19 protein-coding genes and 1 pseudogene are annotated in these 17,920 nt (G+C 68.5%); 6 read left to right on the forward strand and 14 right to left on the reverse strand.

All coding sequences use genetic code 11. The features are described from left to right. Together ACSVDM_RS26205 and ACSVDM_RS26210 are read left to right on the forward strand one after the other, a co-directional pair. A partial coding sequence (locus ACSVDM_RS26205) for an aldehyde dehydrogenase family protein (RefSeq protein ID WP_439268492.1) occupies window positions 1-992 on the forward strand: 992 nt, incomplete at its 5' end. After that, the gene (locus ACSVDM_RS26210) at window positions 989-1,825 is read left to right on the forward strand and encodes an SDR family NAD(P)-dependent oxidoreductase (protein ID WP_439268493.1); all 837 of its coding nucleotides are present in this window, start codon (window positions 989-991) and stop codon (window positions 1,823-1,825) included. The genes ACSVDM_RS26205 and ACSVDM_RS26210, both read left to right, overlap by 4 nt. Before the next feature lie 58 nt (window positions 1,826-1,883). Here the strand turns inward: ACSVDM_RS26210 and ACSVDM_RS26215 are convergent, their stop codons facing one another. The 10 genes from ACSVDM_RS26215 to ACSVDM_RS26260 form a co-directional block, all read right to left on the reverse strand. Then, complete coding sequence (locus ACSVDM_RS26215) at window positions 1,884-3,269, reverse strand: MFS transporter (protein ID WP_439268494.1); 1,386 nt, start codon at window positions 3,267-3,269, stop codon at window positions 1,884-1,886. Beyond that, window positions 3,266-3,694 (reverse strand): MarR family winged helix-turn-helix transcriptional regulator, encoded by a 429-nt coding sequence (locus tag ACSVDM_RS26220; RefSeq protein ID WP_439268495.1) that lies wholly within the window; start codon window positions 3,692-3,694, stop codon window positions 3,266-3,268. Before ACSVDM_RS26220 ends, ACSVDM_RS26215 begins: the two co-directional genes overlap by 4 nt. 117 nt (window positions 3,695-3,811) lie before the next feature. Further along, window positions 3,812-4,738, reverse strand: coding sequence for a lactonase family protein (locus tag ACSVDM_RS26225; RefSeq protein ID WP_439268496.1), 927 nt, complete (start codon window positions 4,736-4,738; stop codon window positions 3,812-3,814). 349 nt (window positions 4,739-5,087) lie between these two features. After that, window positions 5,088-6,242, reverse strand: coding sequence for a lactonase family protein (locus ACSVDM_RS26230; protein WP_439268497.1), 1,155 nt, complete (start codon window positions 6,240-6,242; stop codon window positions 5,088-5,090). A gap of 120 nt (window positions 6,243-6,362) precedes the next feature. Continuing rightward, window positions 6,363-6,578, reverse strand: a complete 216-nt coding sequence (locus ACSVDM_RS26235) for an ester cyclase (RefSeq protein WP_439268498.1) — start codon at window positions 6,576-6,578, stop codon at window positions 6,363-6,365. Next, window positions 6,575-7,183: a GTP-binding protein gene (locus ACSVDM_RS26240; protein WP_439268499.1), complete on the reverse strand. Its 609-nt coding sequence runs from the start codon at window positions 7,181-7,183 to the stop codon at window positions 6,575-6,577. Before ACSVDM_RS26240 ends, ACSVDM_RS26235 begins: the two co-directional genes overlap by 4 nt. Beyond that, complete coding sequence (locus ACSVDM_RS26245) at window positions 7,164-7,547, reverse strand: DUF742 domain-containing protein (RefSeq protein WP_439268500.1); 384 nt, start codon at window positions 7,545-7,547, stop codon at window positions 7,164-7,166. Before ACSVDM_RS26245 ends, ACSVDM_RS26240 begins: the two co-directional genes overlap by 20 nt. Next, complete coding sequence (locus tag ACSVDM_RS26250) at window positions 7,544-7,960, reverse strand: roadblock/LC7 domain-containing protein (protein ID WP_439268501.1); 417 nt, start codon at window positions 7,958-7,960, stop codon at window positions 7,544-7,546. Before ACSVDM_RS26250 ends, ACSVDM_RS26245 begins: the two co-directional genes overlap by 4 nt. A 26-nt stretch (window positions 7,961-7,986) precedes the next feature. Then, window positions 7,987-10,353 (reverse strand): sensor histidine kinase, encoded by a 2,367-nt coding sequence (locus ACSVDM_RS26255; RefSeq protein WP_439268502.1) that lies wholly within the window; start codon window positions 10,351-10,353, stop codon window positions 7,987-7,989. A 65-nt stretch (window positions 10,354-10,418) separates the two neighbouring features. Beyond that, window positions 10,419-11,555 (reverse strand): lactonase family protein, encoded by a 1,137-nt coding sequence (locus ACSVDM_RS26260; protein WP_439268503.1) that lies wholly within the window; start codon window positions 11,553-11,555, stop codon window positions 10,419-10,421. Window positions 11,556-11,856: 301 nt separating this feature from the next. Between ACSVDM_RS26260 and ACSVDM_RS26265 the strand changes: the two genes are divergently transcribed. Further along, complete coding sequence (locus ACSVDM_RS26265) at window positions 11,857-12,945, forward strand: lactonase family protein (protein WP_439268504.1); 1,089 nt, start codon at window positions 11,857-11,859, stop codon at window positions 12,943-12,945. Window positions 12,946-13,020: 75 nt separating this feature from the next. Here ACSVDM_RS26265 and ACSVDM_RS26270 read toward each other — a convergent pair whose 3' ends face one another. The 3 genes and pseudogenes from ACSVDM_RS26270 to ACSVDM_RS26280 form a co-directional block, all read right to left on the reverse strand. Then, window positions 13,021-13,392, reverse strand: coding sequence for a hypothetical protein (locus ACSVDM_RS26270; RefSeq protein ID WP_439268505.1), 372 nt, complete (start codon window positions 13,390-13,392; stop codon window positions 13,021-13,023). Window positions 13,393-13,521: 129 nt separating this feature from the next. Beyond that, the gene (locus ACSVDM_RS26275; protein WP_439268555.1) at window positions 13,522-13,932 is read right to left on the reverse strand and encodes a hypothetical protein; all 411 of its coding nucleotides are present in this window, start codon (window positions 13,930-13,932) and stop codon (window positions 13,522-13,524) included. A gap of 194 nt (window positions 13,933-14,126) precedes the next feature. Further along, window positions 14,127-14,351 (reverse strand): annotated as a pseudogene (locus tag ACSVDM_RS26280) (SDR family NAD(P)-dependent oxidoreductase); the annotation flags it as partial. A 151-nt stretch (window positions 14,352-14,502) separates the two neighbouring features. Between ACSVDM_RS26280 and ACSVDM_RS26285 the strand changes: the two are divergent. Continuing rightward, the gene (locus ACSVDM_RS26285; RefSeq protein ID WP_439268506.1) at window positions 14,503-14,913 is read left to right on the forward strand and encodes a winged helix-turn-helix transcriptional regulator; all 411 of its coding nucleotides are present in this window, start codon (window positions 14,503-14,505) and stop codon (window positions 14,911-14,913) included. Here the strand turns inward: ACSVDM_RS26285 and ACSVDM_RS26290 are convergent. Further along, window positions 14,910-15,650 carry a GntR family transcriptional regulator gene (locus tag ACSVDM_RS26290; RefSeq protein ID WP_439268507.1) on the reverse strand — a complete coding sequence of 247 codons (741 nt, stop codon included), beginning with the start codon at window positions 15,648-15,650 and terminating at the stop codon, window positions 14,910-14,912. The genes ACSVDM_RS26285 and ACSVDM_RS26290 overlap by 4 nt on opposite strands. Window positions 15,651-15,875: 225 nt before the next feature. Between ACSVDM_RS26290 and ACSVDM_RS26295 the strand changes: the two genes are divergently transcribed. Further along, complete coding sequence (locus ACSVDM_RS26295; protein WP_439268508.1) at window positions 15,876-16,697, forward strand: acyl-CoA thioesterase domain-containing protein; 822 nt, start codon at window positions 15,876-15,878, stop codon at window positions 16,695-16,697. A 91-nt stretch (window positions 16,698-16,788) separates the two neighbouring features. Beyond that, window positions 16,789-17,907, forward strand: a complete 1,119-nt coding sequence (locus tag ACSVDM_RS26300; protein WP_439268509.1) for an NDMA-dependent alcohol dehydrogenase — start codon at window positions 16,789-16,791, stop codon at window positions 17,905-17,907. The last annotated feature ends 13 nt before the right edge of the window (window positions 17,908-17,920 follow it).

Below are 17,920 nucleotides of genomic sequence, written 5' to 3' on the forward strand. Positions count from 1 at the left end.
TCGTCGCCTACAACGTGCCGATCATGATGAGCGCCTACAAACTCGGCGCCGCCCTCGCCGCCGGATGTTCCACGATCTTGGTTACCTCGCCCAGATCCGTGCTGCTCACCGCCGCGTTCGTCAGGTTGGTCGAGGAAGCCGGGTTCCCGGCGGGCGCGGTCAATCTGGTGTTCGGACCACCGGCGGTCACCGAACAGGTCGTCACCGCCGCCGAAGTGGACATGGTCACCTTCACCGGCTCCCCCGCCGTCGGCAGCAAGATCCTCACCCTGGCCGCCCCGACGCTGAAGAAGGTGGTGCTCGAGCTCGGCGGCAAGTCACCCAACATCGTGCTCCCCGGTACCGACCTGGAACGCGCGGTCCCCGCCTCGGCGTTGCGCTTCACCCGCAACAGCGGCCAGGCCTGCGGAGCGACCACCCGAACCCTGGTGCCGCAGGCCGACTTCGACGAATACGTCGAGCGTTCCGGTGCTTTCCTGCGCACCCTCACCGTCGGTGACCCGCTCGCGGCCGACACCGTCCTCGGCCCGCTCATCACCGGCGAACACCGCGCCAACGTCGAAGGGTTCCTCGCCCGAGCCCGTGACGCGGGCGCCGATATCCCCGTCGGTGGTGGCCGACCGGCAGGCCTCGACGACGGATTCTTCCTCGAAGCGACCCTGGTCACCGGTGTCCCCAATGAAGCCGAGATCGCCCAGGAGGAACTGTTCGCTCCCGTCGGCGTGGTCATGCCCTACACCGACCTCGACGACGCGGTCCGCATGGCCAACGACGTCAAATACGCCCTCAACGCCAATGTCTGGGGGCCCACCCCGCAGGCCATCGAGTTCGCCCGACGTCTGCGCTCGGGCACCGTCACGATCAACGGCGGCGGCGGTATGCGCCCCGACGCCCCGTGGGGCGGGCCCGGTCACAGTGGCATCGGCCGGGAGGGCGGCGAAGAGGGCTTCCGCGAATTCTTCGAAGTCAAGCACCTGCAGTGGCCGCTGTGAGGCTGTTGGACGGCAAGGTCGCCGTCATCACCGGCGCCGCGAGCGGAATGGGTCTGGCCACCGCGGAAACCTTCGTCGAACACGGGGCGAAGGTGGTACTGGCCGACATCCAGGAGGAACGCGGTGCGGCGGCCGCCGCCCGCCTGGGTGATTCGGCGCTGTTCGTTCGCACGGATGTCACCGCCGCGGCGCAGATCGAGTCGGTGGTCGGCGCCGCGGTCGACACCTTCGGTCGCCTCGATGTCATGTTCAGCAATGCCGGTGCCGCCGTGGATCTTTCGCCGATCGATGACCTCACTCCGGAGGGACTCGACCGCACGCTGGCGCTGAACCTGCAAGCCCATGTCGCCGCGCACAAGTACGCGGCCAGGCAGTTCCGGGCGCAGGGCGTCCCCGGCTCGATCATCACCACCGGCAGCGTCGCCGCGCTGCAGGCCGGGTGGAACGGCGGCGCGTACTCGATGGCGAAGGCCGCGGTGCTGGCCTTGGTCCGGCAGACGGCCATGGAGAACCAGGGCACCGGCATCCGCTCGAACGCCATCCTGCCTGGTGCGGTGCTCACCTCGATCATCACCGACATGTTCGGGGTGAGCCGCGAGCGCGAGGAGGAGTTCCTCACCGGGATCGGTGACCGCATCGGCGGCGAGACGCTGATCGGGCGCGCGGGCCAAGCCCGCGATATCGCCGACGCCGCGCTGTTCCTCGCCAGCGATCTGTCGGCGTGGATCACCGGCGTGGCGCTGCCGGTGGACGGCGGCGCGACCGCGGTCACCAAGGACGCCACGGTCTCACTCATCACCGAATTCGCCACGGAGTTCAACGCCGGTTCGTGAGTAGGCCCGGCATCGGCCGCGGCCGCCAGGTGGCGACCGCGGCCGATCTCGTTGCCGGTCAGGTTTGTCGTTCGCGGCGCGTCATCAGGTGGGCGACCAAGAGAACGGTGAGCACCGCGGTGCAGCCCACGGCGCCGACGGCCAGGGCGATGCCGATGCCGGTGCCGCTCGGGTAACCGTCGGAGGCGAGGTGGGCGGCGAGGACCGCGCCGGACATCGCACTACCGAACGAACCGCCGACGGTGCGCAGCACCTGGTTGAAGCTCACCGCGCTGCCGAGCTCACGGTCGGCCACACTGCGCGCGATCAGGGCGGGCATCGCCGCGTAGGTGGTGCCGATGCCCGCGCCGAAGCCGAACATGCCGAGCAGAATCTCCCACAGCTCGTCGTGGGCCAGCCACAGCAGCAGGCTGGACGCGGTGACCAGCGCGGCACCGGGAATCAGCAAGGCGCGCATGGGGATACGGGCCGAAACCACCCGCACGACCCGGTTGGCCGCGAAACTACCGACCGACAACGGCAGCATGACGAAACCAGCCCAGAACAACGGCATCGCGATGCCGTAGCCGGTGGTGGAAGGCGCCTGCGCGATCAGACTGGCGATCGACAGGCAGGCGTACATCGCGGCGCCGAGACCGATGGCCGTGCCGTTGGCGACGAGCGCGTCACCGGCGCGCAGCACCCGCAGGTCGACCAACGCGTGTTCGGTGCGCAGCTCCACCAGCGCCCACCCGGTCAGGATCACCAGCGACACGAGCAGCAGGCCCAGCGTCCACGGCGAACCCCAACCCCACCGCGAACCCTCACCGGCGACGAGCAGCAGAGCCGCGAGACCGGACCCGAGCAGCACGGCGCCGCGCAGGTCGAACGGCGTGCGCGGGGCCCGCTCGTCCGGGCCGTCGGGGACGACCTTCCACACCACGAGCACGGTGGTGAGCAGGAACAGGGCTGCCGCCCAGAACGCGAACCGATAGCTGAACAGATCGGCGAAGATGCCGGTGAGCGGGTAACCGAGCCCGAGGCCGGTGGTCACGGTGACCGACAGCGTCGAGATACCGTTGCGCACTTCGTCGGGTGGCAGGTAGCGGCGGGCGAGGGCGATGGTCACCGGCACGATGCCGTAACTGAGCCCCTGCAACGCGCGCCCGAGCAGGAACACCGCGAAATTGGTCGCCACGGCCGCGACGACCGACCCGATCAGGATGATGATCAGCGACCACAGCAGCAGCCGCTTCTTGTGCGGGCCGTCGCTGAGCCTGCCCATGACCGGGGTCGTCACCGCGCCGACCAGCAGGTTGACGGTGAGCATCCACTGCGCCGCGCTCACGTCGACGTTCATGTCCCGCGAGATCGCGGGCACCAGCAGCATGCCGAGCGAGCTGACGATCGCCGAGGTCAGGGCCGTGTAGACGAGGGCGGGTGTCAATCGGCGCGCGGCGATCATTCGACCGGACCTGTGGCAGCCAGTTTCCGTAACGCGGGCAGCGCGGCGTCGAGAGCCGCGCGCTCCTCGTCGGTGAGTCGCTCGCCGATGGCCTGGTCGAGCCAGTCCAGTCCCACCGCGCGCTCCTCGACGAGCCGGGCGCGCCCCACGTCGGTGAGTTCGACCCAGACGCGGCGGCGGTCCTCGCTGTCGGGGGTGCGTAGGACCAGCCCGAGTGCTTCGAGTTCGCGCACGGCGGTGGCGATGGCCTGCGGGCTGACGGTCTGGACCGTAGCCAGCGTGGCCGCAGTGGCGCGGCCGTGGGTGGACAGGTACGCGAGCACGCCGAGTTTTCCGCCGGAGATCGTCCGGCCGGTGAACAGCCGTCGGGCGATCGGGTGCAGGACCTCACCCAGCTCGCGGGCAGTGGAGGGTGCGGAAGTCATTAGCCAACCATACAACTAAATTGCGCAACTTAGTTGCATAGCTGCCGTGATGCTGCGCATACCACCGACACGCGAAAGGCCCCTCCGGTCGCAACCGGAGGGGCCTTGGTAGGTGGGTCAGCGTCGTGGAACCAGCGACATCGTGCGGCCGTTGGCGAAGTAGGTCCCGGTGTAGGCCGCGACCGATTCGTCGAGATCGAGGACGCCGTCGGCGCCGATCGTGAACCTCCGCAGGATCTCCTCACCGCCACGCGCCGGGTCGGTGCCCAGGGCCCACAACACCTCACCGCTCGGTGACATCACCGTCGATTCGGCGAAAGTGCCCGGCTTCTCCGGCGCGAACGCGACGTCGGGCAGCGGGGTCAGCACACCGTTCGGCTGCACCGCGAAGGACCTGAGGTGACCCGAGCCCATGTTCGGGACATACAGGAAGCTGCCGTCGGGGGTGAAACTCGGGACGTGTGGCAGAAAACCGGTCGGCCACGGCGACCCCTCGATCTCGGTGAGCGTGCCGTCGGCGGCGCGCAGGAAGCCGGTGACCGAACCCATGAGCTCGTCGATGACGTACACATGCCTGCCATCGGGGGTGACCCGCGGATAGATCGGATTCACCCCCGTCGACGCCCGCTGCTTGGCCGGGGCAACCGAACCGTCGGCATTGACGTCGAACACCAGCAGCTGCTGGGGCAGCAGGGTGGCCACGTACAACTGCTTGCCGTCCGGCGAGATGGTGCCCGAGGCGATCCCGTCGAGCGACTCCCCGAACGGCACCGCCGAACCGTTGAGGGTCGGCGTGCCGTCCGCACCGATACGCACCGGCACGACCTGCGCGTTCTGCAGACCGACGACGACGAAGGCATCGCGGTTGTTCGGCGAGATGATGATGTCAACCGGGACATCGGGCATCGCCAGCGGCGTCCCGGCGGTGAGTTCGCCGCCGGGGCCGATGGCGTGGGGGATCAGCTGAGGGTTCGAACCAGGGGCGACGAACAGGAACCGCCCGTCCGGTGTCGGCGTCTGTGGCCAGTTCAGCGCGCCGGGCATGGGCTTGCCAGCGACCGGTGTCGGCTGGCCGGTGTCGGACGCGTTGAAACCGGCGATGCCGTTGCTCAGGAATCCGTGCGCGTAGATGTGGTAGCCGACCGAATCGGCCGCCGCGGGCGTGGCTGTCGCTGTGAAACCGGGCAGAACGGTCGCCGCGAGAGCGAGCGCCCAGCCCGCTCGCGCGCGCCGCGTCCCGAACCACCTGTCGACGTTGAATCAGAGGTCATGCCTGGAGGTTATGACGCGAACCACAATCGAAATGTCCAGAAAGCTGCACACCGACCAGGCGTGGAACAGCGAAACCCCTCCGGCCGAACCGGAGGGGTTTCGCGGGTGGTTTCGGTCAGGCTCAGCGGCCGGGCGCCAACGACAGCGTGCGGCCGTCCGCGACATAGGTGCCGGTGTAGACCGCGACCGATTCATCCAGGTCGAGCACACCGTCGGGGCCGATGCTGAAACGGCGGAGGATCTCCTCGCCGCCACGCAACGGGTCGGTACCCAGTGCCCACAAGACCTGGCCGCTGGGTGACATCACCGACGCCTCCGCGAAGGTTCCCGGCTTCTCCGGGGCGAACGCGACGTCCGGCAGCGGCGTGAGTGCGCCGTCCTGACCGATCGCGTAGGAGCTGATGTGACCGGAGCCCATGTTCGGGACATACAGGAACCGGCCATCGGGGGTCATGCTCGTGACGTGCGGAAGCAGACCGGACGGATACGGCGAACTCGCGAACTCGGACAGCGTGCCGTCGGCGGCGACCGCGTAACCCGAGACCGACGCACTGAGCTCGTTGACGACGTAGAGGTGACGGCCGTCAGGGGTGAGCCGAGGAAAGATCGGGTTCATACCGGTGGCAACGCGCTGTTTCACCGGCGACACCGTGGCATCGGCGTTGATGTCGAAGACGAGGAGCTCCGAGCGCAACAAGCTGGTCGCGTACAGCCGCTTGCCGTCCGGCGAGACCGTGGCGGTGGCGACGCCGTCACCCGCCTCGGCGAAAGGCGTCACCGGGCCGTTGCGAGTGACGCCGCCGTCCTCGCCGATCCGTACCGGTACCACGAGAGCGTTCTGGAGGCCGACGACGACATAGGCGTCGCGGCTGTTGGGAGCGAAAGCGATGTCGACCGGGAAGTCGGGCAGCGCGAGCGGTGTCCCGCCGGTCAATCCACCATCGGCGCCGATGGTGTAGGGGATCAGCTCGGGCTGCGGCCCCGGCGCGACGAAGAGATAGCGGCCGTCCGGCGAGGCGGCCTGCGGCCAGTTCGGCAGCCCGGTCGGCACCCGGCCCGGGATCGGGGTCGGTCGACCGGTGTCGGTGACGTTGTAACCGGCGACGCCGTCACTGAGGAATCCGTGCGCGTAGATGTGATAGCCGCCCGGGTCGGCCACTGCGGGTGTCACGGTCGCCGTGAAGCCGGGCAGGACGGTCGCCGCGAGAGCGAGCACCCAGCCCGCTCGCGCGCGCCGTGTCCCCGAACCACCTGTCGACGTTGAATCAGAGGTCATATCGGGAGGTTATGACGCGAACCACACTCGAAGTGTCCAGAAAATTGCACATCTGTACCGGTACAGACAGCAAGAGACCCCTCCGGCCGGAGCCGAAGGGGTCGCGCGCGGGAAAGGTGCTCAGCCCTGGGGCATCAGGCCGAGCTGGGTCAGGAAGCTGACGTTGTCCCAGTACACGCGGTGCTCGGCGACCTTGCCGTCACGCAGGGTGAAGGTGTCGATGAGCGGGAAGGTCACTGTGCGGCCGGACGGCGGAACCTCGCCTTCGGCGGTCGGCAGCGGGCCGGTCTGGACGCCGGTGAAGACGATCTCGGCGATCGCGCCTTCACAATTCATACCGAGCGCGGTCGCACCGCGGCGGTATTCGCCATGATGTACTCGAACAGACAGACCAGCACCTCCTTGCACGAGGTCCGGTCGCGCGCATCGCACAGCATGATCGGCACATGGGTCGGCACGCCGAGGGCGGCGCCGATCTCCTCGGGGGCGTACCGGTCCGCGCCGTCGAAGCAGTTCACCGCGACCACGAACGGGATCCGCCTGGACTCGAAATAGTCCACCGCGGCGAAACTGTCGGCCAGACGCCGGGTGTCGACCAGCACCACCGCGCCGAGCGCACCACGCGAGAGCTCCGGCCACAGGAACCAGAACCGGTCCTGTCCCGGCGTGCCGAACAGGTACAGGATCACCCGAGGATTGATGGTGATGCGGCCGAAATCCAGTGCGACCGTGGTGGTTCGCTTGGCTTCGATTCCACGCAGGTCGTCCACGGAGGTACTCAGTTCGGTGAGCTGTTCCTCGGTGCGCAGCGGGGTGATCTCGCTGATCGCGCCGACCATCGTCGTCTTCCCGACGCCGAATCCCCCGGCCACCAGGATCTTCACCGCCAGTTCGGTGGACATGACCGCCGAACCGCGTCCGTCAGAGGTTACGTATGCCATCCAGTACCGCCTGCAATAGTTCGGGGTCGGGGCCCGCGTCGGCCCTCGGTGGGGATCGGAATATCACATAGCCAGCCGCGATGAGGTCACTGACCAGCACCTTCACGGTGACCAGCAGCAGTTTCAGGTGGGCGGCGATTTCGACGATCGACAGCGGCTGGTGGCGGCAGAGCTGGAAGATCTGGGCGTATTCGCGGTCGAGGTTGTTCACATCGGAGTCGTAGCCGACCGAGATCACCAGCGTGAGGATGTCCAGCTCCGGCAGATCCCGGCCCGCTCGGCCGCGGGTCAGCGCGAACGGCCGAACCAGGGGCCCCGGGTCGTCGTCCTCGTAGCCCCACACCTCGTTCGGCCCCTCAGTCACTGCACTCGCGTCGACATCGAGTTTCTCGGCGCCGCCGACAGATGCTCACGCACCTGGCCGACGATCACGTTCATCTCGTAGGCGATCAGGCCCAGATCCGCGTCGGCGTCGGTCAACAAGGCCAGGCACGCACCGTGCCCGGCCTCGGTGACCAACAGATAGCCGTGCTCGAGCTCGACGACGGTCTGGTGCAGCGGCCCCTTGGCGAAGCGCGTGCCGACCCCGCGAGCCAGGCTGTGCAGCGCCGATGACATGGCGGCCAGATGTTCGAGATCCTCCCGCTCGAAACCGTCGGACCCGGCCAGCGCCAGACCGTCCGCGGACAACACCACCGCGTGTTCGGCGCCCGATGTCATGGTCACCAGGTTGGTGAGCAACCAGTCGAGCGTGCCTGCCGGAGCTTGACGAATCATCATGTCCTCGTTCATGTCTGGCCGTTCTACGGATGGGAATGGGGTGGTCGGACGCGGGCCCGACGCGTGCCGCTCTGCAACGAACTCATCGCCGTGCGCACCGTCTCGGGCGCCCGCACGCGGGCGGTCGAGACGGGCGGGTGCGAATCCTCCTCTCCCACTTCGGTGCTGAGTTGGGGCGACAGATGCGTGAGCCGTTCACGCTTGGGAAGGGCGGGCCTGCGGTCCACCTCGGCGACCTGGTGCCCATTGAGCTCGGCCGACGGTTCCGGACTCACCCCGTGGTAACCGTTGCGCCGGACCGGAGCGGCCCGACCGGGCAGGGCGGGTGATGGCACCGGCTCGGGCCGAGGCGCGCCCGGCAGCGCGGTGGCGCCAGGCACCCGGTGCACGGTGTCGCGGGGGCGCACGGGTTCGACCGCCGCCGTCGGGTTGTCGTCACCTGCCTCGAGCACAGCCCACGGCACCAAGACGATCGCGCGCACCCCGCCGTACGGCGACTCCTGCAGCGTCACCGAAATGCCGTGGCGCGAGGCGAGTCTGCTCACTACGAACAACCCCAGATGGCGATGGCCCGCCAACGCCATCTCGTGGAACTGCGGTGGCTCGGCCAGCAGCGCGTTCAGCCGTTCCCGTTCCTCGAAGGAGATGCCGAGGCCCTGGTCGTCGACCTCGACGACCACTCCCCTGCCGACCGAGTTGCCGTGCACGGCAACCGGCGCGTCCGGTGGGGAGAACGCGGTGGCGTTGTCGATCAGCTCGGCCAGCAGGTGGATGAGGTCGGCCACCGCCGCGCCGAGCACACTGACCGCGGGCAGCCGAATCGCGCTCACCCGTGCGTACCCCTCGGTCTCCGACACCGCGCTGCGCACGATCTCCTCGAGCGCCACCGGGTTTCGCCACCGTCGTCCCGGTGCGCGACCGCCGAGGATGAGCAGGTTCTCGGAGTTGCGGCGCGCGCGGGTCGCCAGGTGGTCGAGCTGGAACAGCAACTCGAGGTCTTCCGGGTCGTCCTGGCGGGCCTCGGCGACATCGAGCACGTCGAGCTGCCTGCGTACCAGGGCCTGACTACGGAAGGCGATGTCGAGGAACACCTTGTTGAAACCGTTGCGGGTGCTCGCCTCGCCGACCGCGGTCTCGAGCGCGGTGCGCTGGGCGACGGCGAAGGCCTCGGCCACCTGGCCGATCTCGTCGCGACCAGTGTCGACCGGGGCGGTCTCGGCCTGCGCGTCGACCTGTTCGCCGTTGTGGATGCGGCGGATGAGAGCGGGCAGCCGGTCGTTGGCCAGCTCGAGGCTGGCCGAGCGCAGGGTGCGCAGTCGACGCAGCAGCCGGTTGGCCAGGATCAGCGAGCCCGACACCGCGAGAATGGTGACCACGAGCATGATGGCCGAGACGAGGATCAGCTGCTCGATCATGCGGTCGGCCGCCGCGCTCGTCGCGTCGACCGTCACCCGGAACTGATCCCGGATCACCGCGATCAGACGGGTGTCGACCGCGCGTTCGGCGGCCAGCCACTGCTGCACCGGCATCGACAGTTCGCCGCGCTCGGCCATCCCGTCCTCGCCCGTGGTGCCGACACGCCAGTCGGCGCCGCCGACCAGTGAGCGGACACTGGTGCGCACCTCGGTCGACAAACGGGTGTCGACGAGGTCGAACTGTTTGCGGTAGACGCCGATATGTTGGGCAAGCACGCGGCGCTCCCGCGGCGTCAAACCGCCATCCGCGGCCGTTCCCCCGGCCACGAGACTCACTACCCGCGAATGACTTTCGGCCGCGCGCAGCAGCTCGATCGCGGTCATTTCCGCGTCCATCGTCGTGGTGTCCGACGACTTCAACCGCGCCGAGTCCTGACCCGCGCCGAGCATGGCGGCGATCAGATCGCTGAAATACTGGTCGACGTCGCCGGTGGTCGCCTTCCGGCTGTCGACCGATTCCCGGATCACCTGCATCCGTCCGATGAGATCCGACAGCGCCTGAATGGATTCGGCGCCGGTGTCTTGATCCATGTCCTGTGCCGCCGCGGCGATCCGGCCGGTCTCGGCGATCGCGCGATCGGTGTCGTCTCGACTGGTGCGCAGTTCGGCGTCCGCGCCGGGTGCGCGGCCCTGCGCGGTGACGCTGGCCAGTCGTTCCGCCTGGATCGAGGTCACGAACCGCAGCAACGGGTCGATCACCGTGCCCCGGTAGTCCGCCCACTCCTTCACCGATTGCGCCCGGAGCCCGACCAACGTCACCGCCACGGTGCCCGTTGCCAGCAGCACCAAGCTCGGGATCAGGGCGATCGCGAGCACGCGGGTCCGCACGCTCGTGCCGAACCGGGCGCGCAGCGGGCGATGCGAACTGCCGGAACGCGCGTCCTCGACGCTCGACTCTGCTTCGGCCGACGGCACAGCGGTTCTCCTCGGGGTGGACAGGCGTGGACGTCGCGGTGGGCCGGGTGGCCCACCGCGGTGCGTCATCGCGCGGGGGTCAGGTGGGCCGACGGGCCGTCGTGGAAGACCACGCCGGTGTCGGCGGAGGGCAGGCCCGACGGGGCGACGCTGCCGTCGGCGGCGACGTTGTAGGTGTGCACCCGCGCCGTGCCGTTCACGGTGAGCGAGTCGAGCACGAAGAGTTCGTCCTCGTCGGGGCTGAGCACCACGCGGCCGGGGACCGTACCCTCCGGGGTGGGGTAGGGCGTGCCGGGCAGGGGCGAGAGCGCGCCGTCCGCGCCGATGCGGAATCCCTCGATCTGTCCGCTGCGCGCCGCGGGCACGTACATGTGCTTGCCGTCGGAGGTGATCGCCGCACCGTGCGGGGTCTCACCAGTGGGATACGGCGAGCCCGGCGCGTCCGACAGACTGCCGTCCGGTGCGATCACATAGCCCGACACAGTGGCGCTGCCCTCGTTGCTGACGTAAAGGTAGCGGCCGTCCGGGGTGATTTCGGGCAATGCGGGAAGTTCACCCGTCGCCATGGTCGGACCGGCCTGGGTGAGCGAGGCGTCGGCGTTGATGGCGTAGCTGGTGACGGTTCCGCCGGTGAAGGTGGTCACGATCAAATGGCGGCCGTCGGGGGTCACCTGCGGCAGGCTCAATCCGCTCATCCCGGGCACCGGGGTAGCTGGCGCGCCGGTCGGCACGAGCACGCCGGATGCGGTGATGTCGAAGGAGCGGACCTCGGTGCTGAGTGTGCCCACGGTCGCGAACAGCCGGGAGCCGTCGGGCGTGATCGTCACACCGATCACGGGGGCGCCGAAATCGATTCGGCTACCGGCGATCTGGTGCATCGACCCGTCGGCGCCGAGGTCGAAGCCAACGATCGAGCCCGAGACCACGTGCCCGGCGTAGGCCCGTCGGCCGTCCGGGGTGATCTCGAGGGTGATCGAGCCGGTGTCTTCGGCGAAGGGCGAACCGGGCACCGGGGTGAGCGCGCCGTTGTCGGCGACACTCAGGACGCCGATGCTCGCGGAACCGCTGCCGGTCACCAGCAGATAGCGCGGTGCGTCGCCGGGGGCCGAGTGGGCCGGGGCCGGAACCGGGGACAACGACAGCGCGAGCGCGGCGGCCACGCCCGCGGCGACACGTCGCGGTGTGGATGCGTTCCTGAGCATCAGGATCCGGTACCTCCGTGTATCGGGCGGGCCACGTCGCCTGCCCCGAATTATGCACAATATAGTGTGCAATCTCACTCCGGAAGTCCATTTGAGATACGGCAACGAGACGCGACTCCGATTGTCACGATGCACAACAAAGGTTGCCAGATCATATACAAAATGTGATCGTTCCGTGTTGTCGCGCGATCCGCCTCCTGCCGATCGCGGACTCCGCATCTCATCGAGGAGATCACCGATGACTTCCCTTTCCCTACCCTGTCGATCGCGGCCCGGGAACCGTATAATGCGTTGCGCCGCAATGGCTTTCATTGCCCTGCTGCTCAGCGTCGTCAGCTGGAACGCCGCGCCCGGTCCGGCGTCGGCCGCCAATTCCCGTTTCCTGGTGGTCGCGGGCACCGCGTCGATGGGCATCAGCGTGCTGCGCGTAGCCGACGACGGAACGTTGTCGAGCGTCCCGAACAGCCCGTTCCCCACCGGTTTCGGCGTCCTCTCACTGGTGCTCGCCCCGGACGGCCGCACCGTCTACGTTCCGCACGCCGGTGACTTCGGCGTCTCCGGGTACCGCCTCGACGACAACGGGACCCTGCATCCGGTTCCCGGCGCCGACATCACCGTCGGCGGCCCGCCGACCGCCGCGACACTGAGCCCCGACGGCAAACAGCTGTTCGTCGTGGTCGGCGGAGCGCCGGGCCACGTCGAGTCGTTCGCGGTGACACCCTCGGGCGCGCTCGTTCCCACGGGCGCGCCGACGGTTCCGGTCGACGGGTTCAGTGCCGTCGGGATGGCGGCCGTCGACCCGAGCGGGCGGTTCCTGCGGGTGGTCACCTACCTCGGAAACACCATGTCCAACTACGCGATCTCACCGGACGGCACGATGACCCCGCTCGGCGCCATCGAGGTGAAGCTCGGTCCCGTCGCGCCCGGGTTCAGCCGGGACGGGCGATACCTGTACGTGAGCAACGAGTTCGGCTTCGATCTGTCCGGGTTCGAGATCGGTGACGACGGGCAGCTGACGCCCACGCCCGGCTCGCCCTACCCGACCCACGGCGTTCCGCACGGCACGGTGGTGACCGCCGACGGCACCCGCCTGTATGTCCCCAATGCCATGGGGACGTCGATCGCCGGATTCGATCTGCACCCGGACGGGCGCCTGGTCGAACTGCCCGGCTCACCGTACGCGGGGCCCGCGGCCACCCTGCCCGGCCAGGTCGCCCTGCATCCCGACGGCAAGACGCTGTATCTCATCGACGTGCTCACCGCCCAGGTGACGACCCGGGTGCACACCTACACGATCCGTGACGACGGCAGCCTCGTGCCGTCCGGACGGCCGTCGGTCGACACCGGCGTGATCATGTCCGACGGGCCCGTGGTCGCCATGACCCCCTAGACCACCGAAAAGGGCCGGTGCCGTGGCCATTTCGGTCACGGCACCGGCCCTTGCACGAAGATCCCGGGTCAGGGATCAGGGCTGGACGCCCATCTCCGGGCCGATGTACTCGCGGACCCGCGCGGCCTTGCCGTCACGTGCCTCGACGTTCTGCAGCAGATGCAGCTTCATCTCCTGACCGCCGATCGAGATCTCGGTGGTGCACTCGTGAAAGAACCCGTGCTCGGTGTAGGTGACCCCGAGGGAAACGAAGGTCGGAACGGCACCGCCCGCGGATCGCTCGTACACGGCCGCGACAGCGTCGGCCACGGGGACCCACTTGTCGTCGGAACTGTGCCACACGAGGCAATCGTCATGGCTGATCTCCTTGAAGAGATCAATGTTCGTGAGGGCCTTGACCCAGTTGTCCGCGAGGTCTTTGGTGGCCTGATCGGGGGTGACGCTCATCGTTGAACGGTGCCTTCCTGTTCGGTTCTCCGCAGGGGTCCTGCTCCACCCATGCTGCGCGCGAACCGAAACACCGAGTGTCCAACTTTCTGCACACTCAGGCCCTCCCCGGTGAGGCGACTATCCGGGTCACGACCCTCGCCTCACCGAATCGCGGGCACGGCCGTCGTCGACGAGACCCGCCGTGACGTCGGCCAGCCGCCGAGCCGCCGCGGGATCGAGAGTCGGCAGGTCCAGCGGCACCGGCCTACCGCCGTCGATCGCGGTGAGCGCCCGCGCAGGCGGCGCGTCGATGACGTCGTGGACCGGCGCGACGGCCTTCTCGACAGCTCGGGCGGCCACCCGTGCAACGGTCTTGACAACCACTCGCGCAAAGGGATTGATCTGCTCCATCGCGGAGTCGCCACTTCTGGTGAAACCCGGGTGGTAGAGGACATACGCCACCCGCTGGCCGTACCGCGCCGCCATCTCGACCCCGAGCAGGTCATTGGCGCGACCGGCCTGCAGCTGTGCCGTGACGGTGCGATAGCGCTCTCGCAACTGGAGGTCGCCCCAATGGATCCGCCCCGAGGTGAGCCCGACTCCAGCGATGTTGACGATGACCGAGCGTCGCGTCCCGGCGACGAGTGCGGGCGCGAGCCCATGACCGAGGAGGTAGCGACTGAGGTAGAGAGCGCGAATGTCGCCTCGAAACCGTCGCGGGTTTCGGCTCTCTGCGGGAACTGACGATTGGCCGCCGACACCAGCGCGTCGATGGCTTCATATTCAGCCGCCACGTACTCGATCACCTTCTCGTTTCCCGCGATCGTGCCGAGATCGGCCGCGAGAAACCTGACCCGGTCGCCGAGACCAGCCGCCTCAGCCGCGGCGAGCAATCGGTCGCCCTTGGCTGAATTGCTCCCGACAGCGAGGACCGTGTCTCCCCGTTCGGCCCGACCGAGGACGATCGCTCGACCCATGCCGTCGGTCCCACCCGCGACGACAACGACCCTCGCTCGCACGCTATCGATACTGGGCTGTTGACGGTTGCGCACGGGCCCTCCCCTGGTTACTGATGGTTACCATCCCCATCATCGGTAACCAGTGGAGAACCCGGAAGAAGGCAGTTCGATGTCAGCAGCGAACACCGGTGTGCCCGCCCTCCTCGACACGGCGCTGCCGAGCCCGGTACCAGGCGAGGAGCACGACCTGTGCCCCGTGACCGATGTCCTGCGGAGGGTCGGGGACAAGTGGACTGTGCTGGTGCTGGTACTGCTCGGACAACGACCGCACCGGTTCAACGAACTTCGTCGAGGTATCGAGGCCATCAGTCAGCGCATGCTCACCCGCACGCTGCGCGGGCTGGCGGAAGACGGGCTGGTTCGCCGGGAGGTGTTCCCGACCAACCCGCCCAGTGTGGAATACAGCCTCACGCCGCTCGGCAGGTCGCTCCTGGAGCCGATCTCGGCCCTCGCGGCGTGGGCGGTCGCGCATCAGCCGAGCATCGCCGCCCATCGGCGCGGCGAGAGCCTCGACGGCTAGGCGGTGGACTTCTCCGGGGTGGACCACATGCCTTGCTTTTCGAGCATGGCGATGAGTTCGTCGGCGCCGGACATGATGTGGTCGCGCATCAGGCTGCTCGCGGTCTTGGCGCGGCGTTTCTGCAGTGCCTCGAGAATGGCGGGGTGGAAATCGAGGGATTCGTTGGCGTGGCCCTCGATATTTCCGTAGAAGCGGTTGGGCAACTGCTTGACGATCGAACGCAAAAGCAGCGCGAGGCGGCGGGAATCGGCGGCCAGGTTGACGGTCCGATGGAAATCGTGGCCGAGGGCGACGATGCGGTCCAGGTCGGCGCCGTCGGCGACCGCCTGTTCGTGCTGGGCGACCACGTCGGCCAGGTGGGCGAGCTGGCGGGGGGAGATGGATTTCGCTGCGCGCGCGGCCAATTCGCCCGCGAGGGTGGCCTGTGCCCAGAACAGATCGCGCACGTCCTGCCTGCTGAACGCCGAAACCATGAACCCGCGCCGCGGCACCAGTTCGACGAAACCCTCACCGCTGAGCAGCAAAAGGCCTTCGCGCACCGGTGTGTTGCTCACGCCGACCGCCTCGGCGATCGGTTCGGCGCGCAGGAACTCGCCTGAGCGCACCCGGCCCGAGATGATCAATTCCCGCACGTAGCTCGCGACGTCTTCGGACAACTGCTGACGCTGCGCATTCGCCCGGCGAGGTAACTCCCGCGGCAGGGAATCGGCGTCCAGTGGTTCTTTGTCGTTCGGCACTTACGCATTATGCGGCCCGGAGGCGTCATCGCGCAGCACCGGCCCATGGAAACGACGTCGGTCACCGGAGGGTTGTGGCGCATGGATGTGACATGCGCGTCGGTGACCGACGCCGTGGCCCGAGGCCCCCGCAGGGATCAGAAGGGCCTCGGGAGGTCTACTGTTCAGACCCGACAGTATCATATATTTAATATCATGGCCTATACCGATCAGGGAGGCACACCGATGACCGCAGCGTTCTTCCGCACGCAACGAGGCCGGGACGGGATCGAACTGATCCCCCAGGCCGAGGCGGCGAGCGGGTGGGGCGAAGAGCACATGCGCGGACTCGCGGTGAGTTCGGCACTGGCGCGCGCCACCGAGCAGCAGATCCACACCATGGGACGCACCGACCTGACGCCGGTGCGGTGGACCCTCGACCTCTTCCGGCCCGCCCGACTGCGCCCCTGCACCACCTCGACGACCGTTGTCCGGGAAGGCAAGCGGCTGTGCCTGATCGACAGCGTGCTCGAACAGGACGGTCGACCGGTCGCCCGCGCGTCGGCCCTGTGGCTCGCGCCGAGCCAGAGCCCGCCGGGCGCGGCCTGGTCGGGCGGCACCCAGCCGGAGCCGCCGCCGGTCGACGCCGCCCTGATCGAATCCCAGCACCGGCTCTACTTCACCGAGCAGACCGGCTGGGGCGACGCGGCACAGTCGAGCAACGACGCCCGCAAAATGATCTGGCACGAGGGCATTCCCGTCGTCGAGGGTGAGCCGACGACACCGTTCCAACTGGCCGCTGGCATCGCCGACGTGGTGAACGTGGCGGTCAACCTCGGCAGCAACGGACTCGAGTTCATCAATGCCGACGTGTCGCTCGCCCTCGGCCGACTCCCGGAAGGCGAGGCCGTCGGTTTCGCCACCACCGAGCGGATCGAACAGGCGGGCATCTCGGTCGGCACCGCGGTCGCCTTCGACCGCCTCGGCGTCTTCGGCACCGCGACCCTGTGCGCGCTCGGCGACGCGCACCGCGCCGTCGACGTGCAGAGTTTCCGTCCGAACGGGTGACCGAGCTCTCAAAATATATTATACTGAATCAAAGACCACGAAGGAGCGAACCGATGACCCGCTGGGCGAAGATCTACGACAAGGCCACCTCGTGCTGACCCGCGGCGCGGTGCTGCGGCAGACACCCGGCGCCTACGAGATCGTCGAACTCGACATCGAGGACCCGCGCCCCGGTGAGATCCGGGTCAAGATGGCCGCCGCGGGCCTGTGCCACTCCGACGACCACTTCGCCGTCGGCACCCAGACCCCCGGCATCCTGCCGCTCGCGGGCGGACACGAGGGCGCCGGAGTCGTCGAGGCGGTCGGCCCGGGCACCAAGGGCTTCGCCGAGGGCGACCACGTCGTGTTCTCCTTCCTTCCGGTGTGCGGCCGCTGCCGGTGGTGCGCGCACGGCCACCAGAACCTGTGCGACCTCGGCGCGTTCCTGTCGACCGGTGCCCGCTTCGACGACCCCACTTCGTACCGGCTCTCGCTCGACGGCGCACCGGTCGGTCAGCTCGCCGGGCTCGGCACCTTCTGCGAATACACCACCGTCTCCGCGGTCTCGGCGATCAAGATCGATCCGTCGATCCCGCTCGACATCGCCTGCCTCACCGGCTGCGGTGTGGGCACCGGTTGGGGTGCGGCGGTGAACTCGGCCGAGGTGAAGCCCGGGCACGTCGTCATCGTCATGGGCATCGGCGGCATCGGGATCAACGCGGTCCAGGGCGCCGCGCACGCGGGCGCCGCCGCGGTGATCGCCGTCGATCCCGTGGCCTTCAAGCGGGACTCCGCGCTGAAGCTGGGCGCCACCCACGCCGTCGCCGACATCGAGGAAGCGGCCGAACTGGCCCGCTCGCTGACCAACGGCCAGGGCGCCGACTCCTCGATCGTGACCGTCGGCATCACCACCGGACGCCACGTCGGCCAGGCGCTGAGCGCCGTGCGCAAGGCGGGCACCTGTGTCGCCGTCGGGCTCGGCGATGCCACCGTCGGCGCGGGCGACATCAACCTGCACGAGCTCACGCTCTACCAGAAGCGCCTGCAAGGCTCACTGTTCGGCGCGAGCTCCCCCACCGCCGACATCCCGGCGCAGCTGGCGATGTATCAGCAGGGCTCGCTGAAACTCGACGAACTCGTCACCACCCGCTACTCCCTCGACGACATCACGCAGGGCTTCGCCGACATGAACGCCGGTCGAAACCTGCGGGGCGTCGTCGTCTACGACTGATCCCGGCAAGTCG

It is taken from the genome of Nocardia sp. JW2, from assembly GCF_051843015.1.
GTDB lineage: Bacteria > Actinomycetota > Actinomycetes > Mycobacteriales > Mycobacteriaceae > Nocardia > Nocardia coubleae.